Here is a 16,211-nt window from a genome sequence, read left to right as displayed (position 1 = left end):
TACCAAAAGCCCGATAGCTCTGCAATTGAAATCGGTATTTAACCGTTTGTTTATTACCTTTGTTACTTGGTATCGAAAAAAACAGATGAAAAAACTGCGCCTTTTATTACTTCCGTTCTCTTGGCTATATGGCGCTATCTTATTTTTCAGACATTTTATTTACGACCGAGGTTTCGCAAATAGTTATGGTTTTGATAAACCGGTCATTGTTATTGGCAATTTAGTACTTGGTGGGGCAGGTAAAAGCCCGATGACTGAATACCTTTTGCGTTTATTTGCCGGTGTAAGCATAGCGACGCTAAGTCGAGGTTATGGAAGGAAAAGCACCGGGTACCTCGAAGTGCAGGGAGGCAGTACGGCTGAAAAAGTAGGGGATGAGCCGTTGCAATTTAAAAGAAAATTTCCATGCGTTACAGTCGCTGTTTGCGAGGATAGAGTGGAGGGATTGAGACAGCTGATGCCAAGCCACGATATTTTTGTTTTAGACGATGCTTTTCAGCATAGAAGACTAAAGCCAGGCATTAGTATTTTACTGTTCGATTTTGAAAGCCTTCAGGAAAACAAATGGGTACTCCCCGCCGGATATTATAGAGATTTATTTATGCGACGAAATTTCGCTGATATTATCGTTATTACTAAGTCGCCGGAGGCACTTTCAAAAACGGATAGGCAGCGATGCCTACAATTACTAAAATTAGAAAGAGAACTCCCCACATTTTTCTCTTATATTGAATATGGCGATTTAGTAAATTTGATGACGGATGAAAAAGAGTCTTTTCCAATAAACGCCCGCCTAATAGTAATGACGGGTATTGCCAATCCAACACCGTTTTGCAATTATTTAACAACAAAAGGCAACGTATTGAAAATGATTGAATTTCCGGATCATCATCGTTATACAGCTGGTGATTTACTTAAGATAAAAAGGTATTGGCAATCATTGGGCGATTGTTTAATCGTAACGACAGAGAAAGATGCCATGCGTTTGCGAGATCCGGAACTGCGCTCGCATATTGAAGATTTGCCTTTACATTATATACCGATAGAAACGAAATTTCACCATAATGCGAGTGGACCAAGTTTCGACAACTTAATTAAAGATCAAGTATTTGGCAAGCAGGTGTAAATAACCCTTTTTAAAAGATAAAAGTGATTATATGTATAGATCATTAGGAGAAACCGTTACTTATATTGAACAAAGAATAGGAGATTTTAAACCCGAAGTGGGCATTATTTTAGGAACCGGTTTAGGTGGTCTCGTGAAAGATATAGCGGTTGAGCACCAACTTATGTATGCTCATATTCCGAACTTTCCTGTTTCTACCCTTGAATTCCATTCGGGTAAATTGATTTTCGGTACCTTAAGCGGTAAAAAGGTAGTAGCAATGCAGGGTAGACTTCATTATTATGAAGGTTATAATATGCAGGAGATTACATTCCCCGTACGTGTTCTAAAGCTGCTCGGTATACAAAAGTTGTTCGTATCGAATGCCTCAGGATCATTAAATCCAGCGATAAAGAAAGGTGATCTTGTCTTTATTGATGATCATATTAGCTTGTTGCCTGAAAGTCCATTACGTGGTCCGAATAACGATGATCTTGGCCCTCGCTTTCCGGATATGAGCGAACCCTATAACAGAGATTTTATACAAAAAGCGTTAAATATTGCGGCGGAAAGTAACATCCGAGTGCATAAAGGCGTTTATGTTTCTACGGCTGGCCCTAATCTGGAAACTCGTGCTGAATATAAGTATATGCGCCTAATAGGTGGCGATATTGTAGGAATGAGTACAGTTCCGGAGGTTATTGTGGCTAATCACATGGGCTTACCGGTTTTTGCTGTATCGGTAGTTACTGATGAGGGTTTTCATGAAAATTTGGAAGTCGTATCAATCGAAGATATCATTGAGGTAGCTAAAACGGCAGAACCAAAGATGACGTTAATTTTAAAAGAATTACTAGCTTTGCCAGAATGATTAAGCATTTGCGTGCCTGTTTTTTCCTTTTTGTTTTGTGTCTTTTCGCCGGTCATAGCTTTGCTCAAGAGCAAGAGGAGTGGGGCGCCGATTTGGATTCGCTTCGTCGAGCGGAAGAAGCACAACAGGACTCGATTATTTACAATGCGTCTTATATACGGTATACAACTTTAGATCGTTTGAAACAGGGGACATTTACGGTTCCACTGGATACAACCTTAAAGGGGTTTCAATATTACAATCCCCAAACGAAGCCTAAAAGTCCGACAATGAATCTTGGGAACTATGGGTTAGCTACGCGTGATTTACTGTTTTCTCCTACAACAGAAATTGGTTTCAGAACGGGGTTTACCGCTATGGATCGCTATCTTTTGACGCTTGATTCTATTCGCTTTTACAGGGCGCGATCACCCTTTTCCGAATTGTATTTTGTTACCGGAGATCAGGTTTTTAGTGCAAAAATAGGTCAGAATATCAAGCCAAATTGGAGTGTTGGCGCTAATTTTAACGCATCTTTAGCACGAGGATTTTATCAAAATCAGCGTTACAACGATATACAGCCTGCAATTTATACTTGGTATGAGTCGCCTAACCTGCGGTACAACTTGCAATCAGCGTTGATATTTAATACGCTCGTCGCTACAGAGAATGGCTCAATTCTAAACGATAGCATATTCCGGGTACAGCCGGAAAATTCGAATCCTGAATCCTTTGAGGTACGCTTAAGTCAACAACGAGAACAACGTCCGAGAAATACCTGGACAGATCACAGCTTTTTTTTACGACAAAGCATGTTTATTGGTCGACTCGATACGCTTAATAAAGGAACGCAAGAACAACAAGTATTGCCAACCATGTCAGTGGCACATAGTTTGAAACTCAATCGTAAGAAATACAAGTTCTTCAAGAACGAAGCTGATCCTAATGGAGCATTGCCTTTTAGTGAATCTGTTTTAACCAATGATTCGACCATGTTGACAACCATTACCAATGACTTTGTTTATAGTTTCTCGCTGCGTGGAAAGTCCGTTTCATTTATTAAAAATGAGGTAAAACTCGATTTAGGGTTGCAACATGATCTTATGTTTTATAAACAAGGGCGAGACTCGTTAAGCGTTCAGGATACGCTTGCTTCCAATCGGTACCGGGACATGTCTTTTCAAAACATTACTTTAAAAGCTGGATTGGGGTATCGCTTTAGTGATCGTGTAAATATTACGACAGACTTTAGACAGATAATTACCGGGCGGAATTTTGGTGATTTCCATTATGGAGCACAAGCTAATCTTCTGTATAACAATACCGTTGGCCGACTCGTACTCGCAGGGTATTTTCAGAATCAATCACCGGAATACCTTGCAGAGTCTGTAAACTATACATACCACAAATGGGACAATAATGATCGATTAGATAAAATCAAAACAACCAACTTATCGGCTGCTTATGAAAATCCCCGTTTTCGTTTTTTAGCAAAAGCTGAGTACTTTTTAATAAACAACTATACGTATTACAAAGAAGTTGACAACCCGGATCATCGATCCGAATTGTTACGGGTTATTGAAGTGGCTCAACACGAATCGCCCATCAATTTATTGAAGTTGACCTTAGGTAAGGATTTTACTTTTTTTGACAAATTGCATTTTGATAATTACGTTGTATACCAAAAATCAGATTACAACGATATATTGATGACACCGGAGTTTTATACTTGGCATAGCTTCTATTATAATACCATTTTGGTAAAAGTAATCAATCTTAATATTGGTTTTGACATCCGTTTTAACACCCCTTATGTTGCGCCTGCTTATGCAATCAACATAGGGCAATTTTATCGGCCCTATTATGGAGGTGTAGATGCAAACGGGAACGAGATTACACCAATTGAGTTTTCTAGCTATCCGATTGTGGATCCTTGGGTGACAGCAACCTTAAAAAGAACAAATTTCTTTCTGAGATATGATAATGCCAGTCAGGGACTCTTCTCAAGAGGGTATTACACCGTAAGGCGCTATCCGATGGCTCCTGCCGGCATGCGGTTCGGCGTTAGCTGGAAGTTTTACGATTAGTATATTATCGTCCCTATCTAATCCCTTCACAGCAATAAATAAATAAAATTACAGAAAGAGAAAGAATCAAATGATTACCTTTGCCATTTAATAATACTGATATGAGTAAAGCAATTATAAAAACTGAGAAAGGTGATATGACGGTGCAATTTTATGATAAAGATGCACCTGGACATGTGGCAAATTTTATTAAACTCGCGAAATCCGGCTTTTATGATGGTACGGTATTTCATCGGGTGATTCCTGATTTTGTGATTCAGGGAGGAGACCCAACCGGTACGGGAGCAGGGGGGCCGGGATATACGATCGACTGTGAATTAGATGGAGAGAATCAATACCACGATCGCGGTGTATTATCGATGGCTCATCGCGGTAGAAATACAGGTGGATCGCAATTTTTTATTTGTCATAGCAGAAATAATACCGCTCACCTGGATCGCAATCATACCTGCTTTGGCAAGGTTGTCGAAAATGTCGATGTTATTGATGACATCCGTCAGGGAGACAAAATTTTAAGTGTCGAAGTCATTGAGGAATAAGTGATATTGTAAACGTTTTAAAAAGGGATATAGATGAATTTAAGAGGAATAGTTTCCGTCACAGGACGTCCGGGTTTATTTAAGCTGATAGGACAAAACAAAACAGGTTTCATTTTGGAAAGCCTGGATGAAAAACGTGTGAAGATTGTTGTTAATATATCAACTGCAAAAATGGCTTCCTTGGAAGATATAACCATTTTTGGAACGGAAGACGATATTAAACTTGTCGACATTTTTGAAAAAATGAAAGGTCTATCGTCGTTGCCGGATGCAAAGAAAGATAGCGGTGACAAGTTGCGTGCGTTTTTTAATGAAGTTGCGCCGGATCACGATGAAGAACGTGTATACTCTTCCGATATTAAGAAAATAATTAACTGGTTTGTCATTTTAAAGGGATTTCCTTTGTTTGATGAAGAAGCTCCTGCTCCGCTTGATGCTGAAGTTGTAGGGGAGGATAAAAAAGTAGAAAGAGAAGAACTCGCGAAATAGCGATCTGCATCCAATAAACGGGGGTGTCCTTTTTTAGGCCCCCGTTACGTTTTAAAAGTAATCGCTGATTAAAGAATGAAAATAATCAATGCGGCTAAAGCAATGCCAATTACAATCATTATCCACATATTTTGACTTTCTTTACCGGTATTGATTCCCTTATAGTGATATTTTCTTGTGCTTGGTAATTTCATGAGATCCTCCTTTACAAAATGGTGAAAACCTGGTAGCTTTGTGATGGGTTATTTTACTTAAGTGTTCTACTCCCTCATTTGTTTGATGAAAACTCATCAAAAATTCCATAAAAAAGTAAAAAATTACTCGTGATGATAAGGTTCGCCTCGAAGAATGCTAAACGCCCTGTATAACTGCTCGACGAAAAATAGGCGAATCATTTGGTGAGAAAAAGTCATGTTGGACAGAGAAAGCTTGTTTTTCTGAGCACGGACATATAGGCTGTTATCGAAGCCGTAGGGTCCGCCAATTATGAAGACTAAATGCTGGGTTCCATTCAACATGTGCCTTTCTAAATACTTAGCAAAATCAATCGACCGGGGAGCCATTCCTTTCTCGTCTAAAAGGACAATCGTATCTGTTGCGTTCAGTTGTTTTGAAATTTGTTCAGCTTCCTTGGCTTTTTGCTGATCAGGGGATAGATGCTTCGTATTCTTAATATCAGGGATAATAGTCATCGAGAAATTTATGTAATGCTTAAGTCTTTGCAGGTATTTGTCAATTCCTGTATTTAGATATGACTCATCCGTTTTTCCTATACAAAGCAAGGTGATTTTCATTTGTATTCAAGTGTTGCGTGCAGAGCAGCGTTTTATATGCCGTTTTTTACGATGTTAAATTTCGTACAATTGGAAATTAATACACAAAATAAAGGATATTAATACACAAATCCCTTTTTTATAAATAATAAATATATTTATTTTTTAATTTTGCGGAAAATTAATTAATGTGAAGGCTTAGGGGCGTTTGCTTCGGGCGTTTTTACAATTGTTAAACCATCGGTGCCAGTCTAAGCGCACCTAAAAATCATTTCCGATGAAAAAAGTCGTACTGTTAACATCTCTTTTTGTGTCACTTTTATGTTGTCTACATGCACAAGAAACAAATCCTGATTCTATTTGGAAAATTCATGGTGAGAATACATTTCTAATCAATCAGAGCACGTTTTCCAACTGGGCTGCAGGAGGAATAAATTCCTTATCGGCCAACTTAGTGCTGAACTATGATTTCAACTATAAGAAAGATAAATGGAGCTGGGATAACAAAGTTTTAGCGGCATATGGTTTGACCAAACAAAAAGATTTAGGCTGGCGGAAGAATGATGACCGTATTTTACTAAACAGCTTATTGGGATATCAGGCTGCGCCTAAGTGGCTATATACTTTCTTTATGAATTTCAACTCGCAGTTTGCAAATGGATACAATTATAATGCGGATGGAAGCAGAGAAGCGTTAATTTCTGCCGGATTGGCACCTGCGTACCTGAGTTTTGGCCCTGGTATTGCCTATAAAGAATCGGATAATTTCCGTTTCAATTTATCACCTGCATCCCCTAGGTTTGTTTTTGTAACTAATCAGGAACTTGCAGATCAAGGGGCCTTTGGAGTTGATCCAGGTAAAAAAAGCCGCTTTGAATTTGGTGCCTCTTTTGACGCTTACTATCGTAAAAATATCATGGAAAATATCGGCATAGAAAATATCCTACGCTTATACTCTAACTATTTAGAAGACCCAAAAAATGTGGATGTCGATTATACGCTCAATATTTTCATGAAGGTCAATCGATTTGTTTCCGTGAACGCCGGCGTTCAAATGATCTATGATGATAATACGGATGTTCCAAAAGAAAGGGACGGTGTGAATTACAAAGGAAAAGGTTTACAGGTTAAGCAAATTTTTGGAGCTGGTTTTACCTATAAATTCTAGACGTACATAGAGCCGATATTGGTTTTTTTACATCCCGAACCGTTAGCTGCAGTTCGGGATTTTTTTATTTCACCTATCGGTAATTCAATTTTAAGCCTTATCTTAGAAAGCTATGAATACCCCTATTGTTGCATTTTACCAAGAAAAACGCCAGCTGACACAAGATAAAATCAAGCGCTTTAATCGTATTATTAATCGGCTATCTTTCGCCCGATTAGCATTAATTCTAGGAGGAGGTGTAGTTTTATTTAAGGTGGTACAATCAGAAAGTGTCTGGTTGACGCTTATATCTTCTTTTCTGATTCTCATTGTATTTATGTGGCTGGTAGCGAAGCAAAGTAAGTTGACCAAAGATAAGGAGGAAGCAGAAGATGATTTAACGATAGTAGAGAATGAGTTGAATTGCCAAGCTGGGACGACGAGCATTTATAGTGATGGCGCCGAATTTATTAATGATAAACATGGATATACCAGTGATTTAGATGTTTTTGGAATCAATTCAATTTATCACAGAATAAATCGGGCTGCGACAATAGACGGGAGAAGTATGCTAGCTCGTTGGTTGTCTGTCGCAGCAACTGATAAAGAGATTGCAGATCGCCAGCAAGCGGTGAAAGAACTCGAAGAAGATCCTTCTTGGGGGTTGAACTTTTTAGCTCGATTAGTTTTCGCCCTAAAAGAACAATCTAATTTCAAAGATACCCTGGTCAGCTATTTGAATAAACCCTATGCCGATTTTGGAAATAGCTTGTTGCGCTTTTATACAAAGGTAGCGCCTTATATTTTGTCAATAAATATTGCCTTGTCGTTCTTTTATGGGACTCCTTTTTCAAACATTGCCCTGCTTTTGTTTATATTTAATATTTTGCTTACGATGGCCTATGCCGGAAAGGTTTCACAGATCGCCGCCGGTATTGGTCGGATGGGAAACTTACTGGAACGTTTTGGAAAGGTATATGAAAGCGTTGAACGTCGAGGATGGCAAGCCGATTTGCTAAAAGACGGTTTGCTGTCTAAAGGACAAAAGGAAGGGGAGAAGACCATATCACAAAGCATTAGAGAGCTCGGATCGTTGATTAACAAACTGGACTACCGTTTAAACATACTGGTAGCGACTTTTCTGAACGGTATTTTCCTTTGGGACTTTAGGCAAGTCTTCGCCATTTTGGATTGGCGTAAAACCCATCATTATGAGATGGCAAAGTTGTTTGATGAATTGGCTTGCTTAGAGGCCTTGGTAAGTTTTGCTTTTATAAGGATTAATGATCCTTCGTGGAATTATCCGCGTATTATACCAACCGATGCTCATATCCTGCAGGCCGAAGGTCTAAGACATCCGCTCATTCCTACGGTCAGTTCTGTGCCAAATGACTATTCTTTAGATGGTCATCGTCTGGCTTTAATCACCGGGTCTAATATGGCGGGGAAGAGCACCTTTCTTCGAACAGTAGGCGCCAATATGGTATTAGCGCTTAGCGGGGCACCCGTTTGTGCGCTGCATTTAGAGCTTTCAGTAATGCATATTATTACCTACATGCGTATCCGGGATTCATTGAATGAAAGTACTTCAACCTTTAAGGCAGAGCTAGATCGATTGGATATGATTCTAAAAGTGGTTAATACGCAAAAGAACACTTTCTTTTTGGTGGACGAAATGTTACGAGGCACCAATTCAGTTGACAAATATTTAGGCTCTAAAGCAGTTATAGAAAAGCTAATAAAAGACCGGGGGGTTGGTATGGTTGCCACTCATGATCTTCAGTTAGCGAAATTAGAAGACACCAATCCCGGCTATTTGAAAAATTATCATTTCGATATACAGGTGATAGAGGGGGAAATGGTTTTCGATTATAAGTTGAAAGAAGGCGCTTGTAAGATTTTCAATGCCTCTATGCTTCTCAAAAAGATTGGAATTGACATTTCACTTTAAGTGTGTGAATAACTAACACATTGTGCAAAACTTCGATTAACGCTCGAAGCTTTCAAAGATTATCTTTGTTAGAAGATCAAGGATATGTTCTTTGAAATACTTAGTCAGCGATTATGTTGTTAATGAATTTCCAATAAAGCACGGGCTTGTAACCATTTTCTAAGCTGTTTCCCTGGTTTAAAAGCATTTCAAAAGCCGGTACAAGTACTAGATTTCCGCTGAATAAGTAATCATCGTTTCTATTAAATTTTAATTGACGGTTTCTTTGGGTAAAGGAGATTAGCCGTGAGGACGATTATCTTTTTATAAATGCCTATACATAAAACGTAAAACTATGAGCCAAGAAAATGAAGTATTGTTAAGAGAAAATAAAGATCGATTTGTAATCCTTCCGATTAATTATCCGGCGATTTGGGATATGTACAAAAAGCATGAAGCGAGTTTCTGGACGGCTGAAGAAATTGATTTATCCGGCGACTTAAAGGATTGGGCAAACCTAAATGATGGAGAGCGCCATTTTATATCGCATGTTCTTGCTTTTTTTGCGGCGAGTGATGGGATTGTGAACGAAAACCTGGCCATAAATTTTATGAGCGAGGTGCAACTGCCGGAGGCTAGGAGCTTTTATGGATTTCAGATCGCGATGGAGAATATTCATTCTGAAACTTATGCTCTACTGATCGATACTTATGTAAAAGATCCCGTTGAAAAAGATCGGTTATTCCATGCCATAGAAACGGTTGAATGTGTTAAGAAAAAGGCGGAATGGGCTTTACGTTGGATTGAAAATGGCTCTTTTGCTGAACGCCTAGTTGCTTTTGCAGCGGTGGAGGGCATTTTCTTCTCCGGTAGTTTTTGCGCTATTTTCTGGCTAAAAAAGAGAGGGTTGATGCCTGGTTTGACATTTAGTAATGAATTGATTTCACGTGACGAAGGTTTGCATTGCGAATTTGCATGCTTATTGTATAGTATGTTGGAAGCTAAGCTTCCGAAAGAACGCGTACAGGAGATCATTATTGATGCAGTAGAAATTGAAAAAGAGTTTATAACGGATGCCTTGCCTGTTAAACTTATCGGAATGAACGCCGATTTGATGAAGCAGTATATCGAATTTGTGGCCGATAGGTGGTTGGTAGAACTTGGTAATAGCAAATACTATAACGCTACTAATCCATTTGATTTTATGGAACTTATATCCCTGCAAGGCAAAACAAATTTCTTTGAGAAACGTGTAGGAGATTATCAGAAGAGCGGCGTTACCGGAGAAAAAGGAAAAGCCAGCTTTTCTTTGGATGAGGATTTTTAATTAAAGCCATCAGCGATCGGAAGTCGGAAATTGGTTTCTGGAAAAAAGAAAATGTTCTAAATACTGACAGCTAAAAGCTAATAAAGGAGAAAAATATGTATGTAATTAAGCGAGATGGACGTTCCGAGTCCGTAAAATTTGACAAGATAACGGCACGAATTGAAAAGCTGTGCTACGGTTTAAATCCTGATTTAGTGGATCCTATTGATGTTGCACGAAAGGTAATCGAGGGTTTATACGATGGGGTTACCACTTCAGAGCTGGATAATTTGGCTGCTGAAACAGCTGCGTCTTTAACCACTAAACACCCGGATTATGCCTTATTGGCCTCTAGAATTGCCGTCTCCAACTTACATAAAAATACAGTTAAGTCTTTTTCGGAAACGATGAGCTTGCTCTATCATTACATCGACCCGAAAACAGGAAAGCCAGCTCCGTTAATAGCAGATGATGTTTACGAGGTGATTCAGGCGAATGCCATGGAGCTAGACAGCCATATTATTTACGATCGGGATTTCAGTTTCGATTATTTTGGATTTAAAACGCTGGAAAAGTCGTATCTGTTAAAGCTGAATGGGAAAATTGCCGAAAGACCACAGCATTTATTTATGCGTGTAGCAGTAGGTATTCATAAACATGATATCGAAAGTGTTATCAAAACCTACGACTTGCTGAGTGAACGTTGGTTTACGCATGCAACACCCACACTGTTTAATGCGGGTACACCGAAGCCGCAAATGTCATCTTGTTTCCTGTTGACTATGAAAGATGATAGTATCGAGGGAATTTATGATACCTTGAAACAAACAGCGAAGATTTCCCAAAGTGCAGGTGGTATTGGATTAAGCATTCATAACGTACGCGCTACGGGAGCCTATATCAGTGGTACGAATGGCACAAGTAATGGAATCATCCCCATGTTACGTGTTTTCAATGATACCGCTCGGTACGTTGACCAAGGTGGTGGTAAACGTAAAGGAGCCTTTGCTATATATCTTGAACCTTGGCACGCAGATGTTTATGATTTTATCGATTTGCGGAAGAACCACGGTAAGGAAGAATTAAGGGCACGCGATTTATTTTTAGCCCTATGGGTGCCGGATTTATTCATGAAACGCGTGGAAGAGAATGGCGAATGGAGTTTGTTTTCGCCTGATGAAGCTCCAGGCCTAGCAGAATGCCATGGAGAGGCTTTTGAAAAACTATATGAGCAGTATGAGCGTGAAGGAAGGGCTAGGAAAATAGTAAAGGCACAGGATCTCTGGTTTGCTATTTTGGATGCCCAGATTGAAACAGGAACCCCTTATCTCTTGTATAAAGATGCGGCTAACGGAAAATCGAATCAGCAAAACCTCGGTACCATCAAGAGTTCCAATCTATGTACTGAAATTATAGAATATACGTCGGCTGATGAAGTGGCTGTTTGTAACCTGGCTTCTCTTGCTTTACCGAGATATGTAGATAATGGTGAATTCGATCATCAAAAGTTGTTTGATATCACGTACCAAGTGACCATCAATCTCAACCGTATTATTGATAATAATTATTATCCGGTTGATGAGGCCCGTAATTCCAATCTTCGTCACCGCCCTGTCGGATTGGGCGTGCAGGGATTAGCAGATACCTTTATATTAATGCGTATGCCTTTTGAAAGCGAGGCTGCGAAGCAACTTAATAAGGATATTTTTGAGACGATTTACTTTGCAGCAATGACTGCCTCGAAAGATTTGGCAGTGAAAGAAGGCCCCTACGAGAGCTTCAAAGGTTCCCCACTTTCACAAGGTAAATTCCAGTTTGATTTGTGGAATGTTAAACCGGATAGTGGTAGATGGGACTGGGAAGGCTTACGTAAAGAAATTAAGAAACACGGTGTAAGAAATTCGTTGCTGGTTGCACCGATGCCGACAGCATCGACTTCGCAAATACTAGGTAATAATGAGTGTTTTGAACCCTATACCTCTAATATATATACCCGTCGGGTATTGAGTGGAGAATTTGTAATTGTTAACAAACATCTTTTACGTGATCTTGTGGAGCTCGGTTTGTGGAATAATGAGATGAAGAACCGTATTATTGCGGCCAATGGATCTATTCAGGACATCAACGAAATTCCTGCAGATATCAAGGAATTGTACAAGACTGTTTGGGAGATTAAAATGAGAAACATCATTGATATGGCTGCCGATAGAGGTGCCTTTATCTGCCAGTCGCAATCACTTAATCTATTCGTTAATACACCTACGACGGCGAAATTAACCTCTATGCATTTCTATGCATGGAAAAAGGGGCTTAAGACAGGTATGTATTATCTGCGCACTCAAGCGGCTACGCAAGCAGTTAAGTTTACAGTTGAAAATCAAGCAGGTAAGAATATGGAACCGGTTATTCCTGCAAAAATAGAATCAGTTCCGGACGATATCCCAACAGGAGCGGTATGCTCAATGGAAGAAGGCTGCATAACCTGCGGCTCTTAGGGTCAGAAAGCGCTTATTCGTATATAGGTCTCTCAAAAAAATGGAAAAGCTCCTAAGAATCATCTTGGGAGCTTTTTTAGATAAATTTTTCCCACGATGAATAATCAATTTTATATACGGTATTCATCTTGCATATGAAATGCAATTTATCTAAGTTTGGAAACCTTGAAATCAACTTTCGTCAAACATGAAATTGTTCTCTGTGAACGTTGTGGCACCTCGATCGAATGTCGGGCAAACTCGTATTCCAAATGTCAATGCAGCGCCGTGGAGCTGTCTGTCAATGAGGTACAATACATAAGTGAACGATACGATAATTGTCTCTGCGCAGCGTGCTTGCAAGCGTTGAAGCAAGAATATATAGAAACGAATGAACTATAAAATGACCCTGGAAGAAAAAATAAAACAATCAGAGACAAGTATTTTTAAAGCTGTTTTCCCTAATACAACGAATCACTATGATACACTATACGGTGGAACGGCTATGGCTTTAATGGATGAAGTTGCTTTCATTACCGGAACACGTTTTTGTAGAAAGCGATTGGTCACTGTTTCCTCTGACCGGATTGATTTTACAAAGCCAATACCGGCAGGTACCATTGTTGAACTCATTGGAAAAGTAGAAAAAGTAGGACGTACAAGTTTAAAAATAGGGGTGGAAATCTTTGTCGAGCAGATGTACGAAGAACATCGCGAAATCGCTATAAAAGGAACTTTCACTTTCGTAGCAATCGATCAAGATAAGAACCCAATACCTGTTCTAGACTAGCTCCATTTTATATTAGCCATTCGCTAGGTTTTGCAAGTTCACGATTGCATGCAATCAGTCTCACAATAAATTAATGGCAGCTTATTCCAAAGTTGTCAGGAATATCTTATTTTTAGCGTCTAAAATTTTAAGAATACAACGAATGAAATTACTCGAAGGAAAAACGGCATTGGTGACCGGTGCGTCCAAAGGTATTGGTAGAAAAATAGCTGAGAAGTTTGCCGAACAGGGAGCCAATGTGGCTTTTACGTATCTGTCTTCAGTTGAAAAAGGGCAAGCGCTGGAAGAGGAGCTGCAATCCTTTGGTACGAAGGTTAAAGGATATCGTTCAGATGCATCCAAGTTTGATGAAGCAGAGGAGCTTATAGGTAATGTTGTGAAGGAATTTGGTACTATAGACATTGTGGTGAACAATGCCGGTATAACCAAAGATGGTTTGTTGATGCGTATGACAGAAGAAAATTGGGATGAGGTTATTGATGTTAATTTAAAGTCTGTTTTTAATGTAACAAAGGCCGTTTCGAAGGTTATGATGAAGGCTAGAAAAGGTTCTATCATAAACATGAGTTCAGTAGTTGGTGTGCAGGGAAATGCAGGGCAAGCAAACTATGCGGCGTCCAAGGCCGGAATCATTGGTTTTTCCAAATCAATGGCAAAGGAATTGGGGTCGCGTAATATAAGAACCAATGTAATAGCTCCAGGATTTATCCGAACAGAAATGACCGATGTACTGGACCCGAAAGTTGTAGAAGGTTGGGAAGCAAATATACCACTAAAGCGTGCAGGAGAAACAGAAGACGTCGCAAATGCTTGCTTATTTCTAGCTTCAGATTTATCTTCTTATATAAATGGTCAGGTAATCTCCGTTTGTGGGGGTATGTTGTAAGAAAGGTACAGTGACGAGAACGAGCACAAACAGTAAGCCTATTCGCTAGGCTTGCTATTTTCAATGATAAAGATGTCTTCGTTGTCTTTTTTCATCAAATATTTTTCTCGCGCAAATTTTTGAAGCCTTGTAAGATTGGAGGTAAGTTCCTCCAAGTCTTTTTTCACGATGGCTGTTTCCCGTATATAGAACTCTTTTTCATCCTTTAAGTTTTTTAACTGCGATTGATATTTGTACTGGGAAGTGATATCATTTCGGTCAAAGAAAAGCATCCAGACGATAAATGCGATAGTTGCAATGATGTATTTGTTTCTAGCAATGTTGATTAATTGTTTCATGTCTGTGCTCCTTTCCTTCGCAAACCTAAGCATAAAATTTTACAATAAAAAAGACCTGCAATCAATTTGATTACAGGTCTTTTATTAACTGCTAAAAGTTGTTTATTTAGCAAATTTGAAGCTTTTTCCTAAAAACTTAGCATTACTGCCTAACTCTTCTTCAATACGTAATAATTGATTATATTTCGCCATCCGATCAGAACGGGATGCTGAACCTGTCTTGATTTGTCCACAGTTCAATGCAACTGCTAAGTCTGCAATAGTGTTATCTTCAGTTTCGCCCGAACGATGCGACATAACTGATGTGTAACTATTCGTTTGTGCTAAGCTAACCGCATCGATAGTTTCTGTTAAAGAACCTATCTGATTTACTTTCACCAAAATGGAGTTCGCTGTATCGTTGTCAATTCCCTGTTGAAGGCGTTTTACATTTGTAACGAATAAATCATCGCCTACTAATTGAACTCTTGCACCAATTTTCTCGGTTAACAATTTCCAGCCATTCCAATCGTCTTCGGCCATACCATCTTCAATTGAAATAATAGGATATTTCTCTGTTAATTGTGCCAAATAGTCCGCTTGTTCTGCACTGCTACGTACGGCCCCTTTATCTCCCTCAAATTTTGTGTAGTCATATTGACCATCTTTATAGAATTCTGATGAAGCACAATCAAGCGCTAAGCAAATTTGATCGCCTGGTTTATAACCAGCTTTTTCGATCGCTTTTAGAATCGTCTCGATCGCATCCTCTGTTCCATCAAAGGTCGGAGCGAAACCACCTTCATCGCCTACCGCGGTTGACAAGCCTCTATCGTGTAAGATCGACTTTAGATTGTGAAAGACCTCTGCTCCCCAACGAAGCGCTTCAGAAAAAGAGGGCGCACCAACAGGCATGATCATAAACTCTTGAAATGCAATAGGTGCATCGGAGTGCGATCCGCCATTAATAATATTCATCATTGGGATCGGTAAAGTGTTTGCATTCACACCGCCAATATATCTATATAGGGGTTGACGACTTTCTTGTGCTGCGGCTTTTGCAACGGCTAAAGAGACGCCTAGAATAGCGTTCGCACCTAAGTTTCCTTTATTTTCAGAGCCATCCAGCTCAATCATGATTTTATCTATCGCGTTTTGTTCGAAAACGTCGATACCTCTTAAAGCTTCTGCGATTTTAGTATTTACATTCTCGACAGCTTTCAATACCCCTTTCCCTAAATATCTTGATTTATCGCCATCGCGCAATTCTACCGCTTCATGCATTCCCGTAGACGCGCCGGAAGGAACAGCTGCACGTCCAACGAAACCGTTCTCAGTTGTTACATCTACTTCTACTGTTGGGTTTCCGCGCGAATCTAATATCTGCCGCGCATGTACATCAATAATTGAACTCATTTTGAATTTTTTTTAATATGGGTTTGAGCTAACTTCGTGTCTTTTTTACACGAAGTGTATTCTATTTCAAATATATTCTTTTACAGCTTAATAACAAAATTA

General features: G+C 39.3%; 15 protein-coding genes. 12 read left to right on the top strand and 3 right to left on the bottom strand.

Annotated elements, in window-relative coordinates:
* The first annotated feature begins 85 nt into the window (after nucleotides 1-85).
* The 5 genes from lpxK to ACH11B_RS01845 all read left to right on the top strand — a co-directional run bounded on the left by lpxK (nucleotide 86) and on the right by ACH11B_RS01845 (nucleotide 5,070).
* Entirely contained in the window at nucleotides 86-1,126 is a 1,041-nt protein-coding gene (lpxK, locus tag ACH11B_RS01865) for a tetraacyldisaccharide 4'-kinase (RefSeq protein WP_377612129.1), read from the top strand.
* Nucleotides 1,127-1,157: 31 nt separating this feature from the next.
* Complete coding sequence (locus tag ACH11B_RS01860; RefSeq protein ID WP_013663662.1) at nucleotides 1,158-1,976, top strand: purine-nucleoside phosphorylase; 819 nt, start codon at nucleotides 1,158-1,160, stop codon at nucleotides 1,974-1,976.
* A complete protein-coding gene (locus ACH11B_RS01855) occupies nucleotides 1,973-4,042 on the top strand; it encodes a putative porin (RefSeq protein WP_013663661.1) in 2,070 nt (689 codons plus the stop codon). Before ACH11B_RS01860 ends, ACH11B_RS01855 begins: the two co-directional genes overlap by 4 nt.
* Before the next feature lie 101 nt (nucleotides 4,043-4,143).
* Nucleotides 4,144-4,581 (top strand): peptidylprolyl isomerase, encoded by a 438-nt coding sequence (locus ACH11B_RS01850; protein WP_013663660.1) that lies wholly within the window; start codon nucleotides 4,144-4,146, stop codon nucleotides 4,579-4,581.
* Between the two features lie 33 nt (nucleotides 4,582-4,614).
* A complete protein-coding gene (locus ACH11B_RS01845; RefSeq protein ID WP_013663659.1) occupies nucleotides 4,615-5,070 on the top strand; it encodes a DUF5606 domain-containing protein in 456 nt (151 codons plus the stop codon).
* 317 nt (nucleotides 5,071-5,387) lie between these two features.
* On the opposite strand, the gene rlmH is transcribed toward ACH11B_RS01845, so the two are convergent.
* Nucleotides 5,388-5,864 carry a 23S rRNA (pseudouridine(1915)-N(3))-methyltransferase RlmH gene (rlmH, locus tag ACH11B_RS01840; protein ID WP_013663657.1) on the bottom strand — a complete coding sequence of 159 codons (477 nt, stop codon included), beginning with the start codon at nucleotides 5,862-5,864 and terminating at the stop codon, nucleotides 5,388-5,390.
* A gap of 256 nt (nucleotides 5,865-6,120) precedes the next feature.
* On the opposite strand from rlmH, the gene ACH11B_RS01835 reads away from it, so the two are divergent.
* The 7 genes from ACH11B_RS01835 to fabG all read left to right on the top strand — a co-directional run bounded on the left by ACH11B_RS01835 (nucleotide 6,121) and on the right by fabG (nucleotide 14,376).
* Nucleotides 6,121-7,011, top strand: coding sequence for a DUF3078 domain-containing protein (locus ACH11B_RS01835; protein WP_130857882.1), 891 nt, complete (start codon nucleotides 6,121-6,123; stop codon nucleotides 7,009-7,011).
* Nucleotides 7,012-7,123: 112 nt separating this feature from the next.
* Complete coding sequence (locus tag ACH11B_RS01830) at nucleotides 7,124-8,941, top strand: MutS-related protein (RefSeq protein ID WP_130857883.1); 1,818 nt, start codon at nucleotides 7,124-7,126, stop codon at nucleotides 8,939-8,941.
* A 334-nt stretch (nucleotides 8,942-9,275) separates the two neighbouring features.
* Nucleotides 9,276-10,247, top strand: a complete 972-nt coding sequence (locus ACH11B_RS01825; RefSeq protein WP_013663653.1) for a ribonucleoside-diphosphate reductase small subunit — start codon at nucleotides 9,276-9,278, stop codon at nucleotides 10,245-10,247.
* A 95-nt stretch (nucleotides 10,248-10,342) separates the two neighbouring features.
* Entirely contained in the window at nucleotides 10,343-12,721 is a 2,379-nt protein-coding gene (locus ACH11B_RS01820; RefSeq protein WP_013663652.1) for a ribonucleoside-diphosphate reductase subunit alpha, read from the top strand.
* Nucleotides 12,722-12,877: 156 nt separating this feature from the next.
* A complete protein-coding gene (locus tag ACH11B_RS01815; protein WP_083812267.1) occupies nucleotides 12,878-13,102 on the top strand; it encodes a cysteine-rich CWC family protein in 225 nt (74 codons plus the stop codon).
* Nucleotide 13,103: 1 nt separating this feature from the next.
* Nucleotides 13,104-13,490, top strand: coding sequence for an acyl-CoA thioesterase (locus tag ACH11B_RS01810; protein WP_041387838.1), 387 nt, complete (start codon nucleotides 13,104-13,106; stop codon nucleotides 13,488-13,490).
* A gap of 142 nt (nucleotides 13,491-13,632) precedes the next feature.
* Nucleotides 13,633-14,376, top strand: coding sequence for a 3-oxoacyl-[acyl-carrier-protein] reductase (gene fabG, locus ACH11B_RS01805; protein WP_041387837.1), 744 nt, complete (start codon nucleotides 13,633-13,635; stop codon nucleotides 14,374-14,376).
* Nucleotides 14,377-14,414: 38 nt separating this feature from the next.
* Here the strand turns inward: fabG and ACH11B_RS01800 are convergent, their stop codons facing one another.
* On the bottom strand, nucleotides 14,415-14,714 hold the full coding sequence (locus ACH11B_RS01800; protein ID WP_041387025.1) for a septum formation initiator family protein: 300 nt from the start codon (nucleotides 14,712-14,714) through the stop codon (nucleotides 14,415-14,417).
* A 102-nt stretch (nucleotides 14,715-14,816) separates the two neighbouring features.
* Entirely contained in the window at nucleotides 14,817-16,109 is a 1,293-nt protein-coding gene (gene eno / locus ACH11B_RS01795; RefSeq protein ID WP_013663648.1) for a phosphopyruvate hydratase, read from the bottom strand.
* Nucleotides 16,110-16,211 lie beyond the last annotated feature (102 nt).

Origin of the sequence: Olivibacter sp. EAT-5 (assembly GCF_044784325.1) — a bacterium.
Taxonomy (GTDB): domain Bacteria; phylum Bacteroidota; class Bacteroidia; order Sphingobacteriales; family Sphingobacteriaceae; genus Olivibacter; species Olivibacter oleidegradans.
Note: the sequence above shows the minus strand (reverse complement) of the source record. Positions and strands in the feature narration are given on the sequence as shown.

Coding starts and splice junctions, on each gene's coding strand:
- ACH11B_RS01800 (WP_041387025.1), bottom strand. CDS start 14,714: ATGAAACAATTAATCAACATTGCTAGAAACAAATACATCATTGCAACT.
- fabG (WP_041387837.1), top strand. CDS start 13,633: ATGAAATTACTCGAAGGAAAAACGGCATTGGTGACCGGTGCGTCCAAA.
- ACH11B_RS01820 (WP_013663652.1), top strand. CDS start 10,343: ATGTATGTAATTAAGCGAGATGGACGTTCCGAGTCCGTAAAATTTGAC.
- ACH11B_RS01830 (WP_130857883.1), top strand. CDS start 7,124: ATGAATACCCCTATTGTTGCATTTTACCAAGAAAAACGCCAGCTGACA.
- ACH11B_RS01850 (WP_013663660.1), top strand. CDS start 4,144: ATGAGTAAAGCAATTATAAAAACTGAGAAAGGTGATATGACGGTGCAA.
- rlmH (WP_013663657.1), bottom strand. CDS start 5,864: ATGAAAATCACCTTGCTTTGTATAGGAAAAACGGATGAGTCATATCTA.
- ACH11B_RS01860 (WP_013663662.1), top strand. CDS start 1,158: ATGTATAGATCATTAGGAGAAACCGTTACTTATATTGAACAAAGAATA.
- ACH11B_RS01845 (WP_013663659.1), top strand. CDS start 4,615: ATGAATTTAAGAGGAATAGTTTCCGTCACAGGACGTCCGGGTTTATTT.
- ACH11B_RS01855 (WP_013663661.1), top strand. CDS start 1,973: ATGATTAAGCATTTGCGTGCCTGTTTTTTCCTTTTTGTTTTGTGTCTT.
- ACH11B_RS01810 (WP_041387838.1), top strand. CDS start 13,104: ATGACCCTGGAAGAAAAAATAAAACAATCAGAGACAAGTATTTTTAAA.
- lpxK (WP_377612129.1), top strand. CDS start 86: ATGAAAAAACTGCGCCTTTTATTACTTCCGTTCTCTTGGCTATATGGC.
- ACH11B_RS01835 (WP_130857882.1), top strand. CDS start 6,121: ATGAAAAAAGTCGTACTGTTAACATCTCTTTTTGTGTCACTTTTATGT.
- ACH11B_RS01825 (WP_013663653.1), top strand. CDS start 9,276: ATGAGCCAAGAAAATGAAGTATTGTTAAGAGAAAATAAAGATCGATTT.
- eno (WP_013663648.1), bottom strand. CDS start 16,109: ATGAGTTCAATTATTGATGTACATGCGCGGCAGATATTAGATTCGCGC.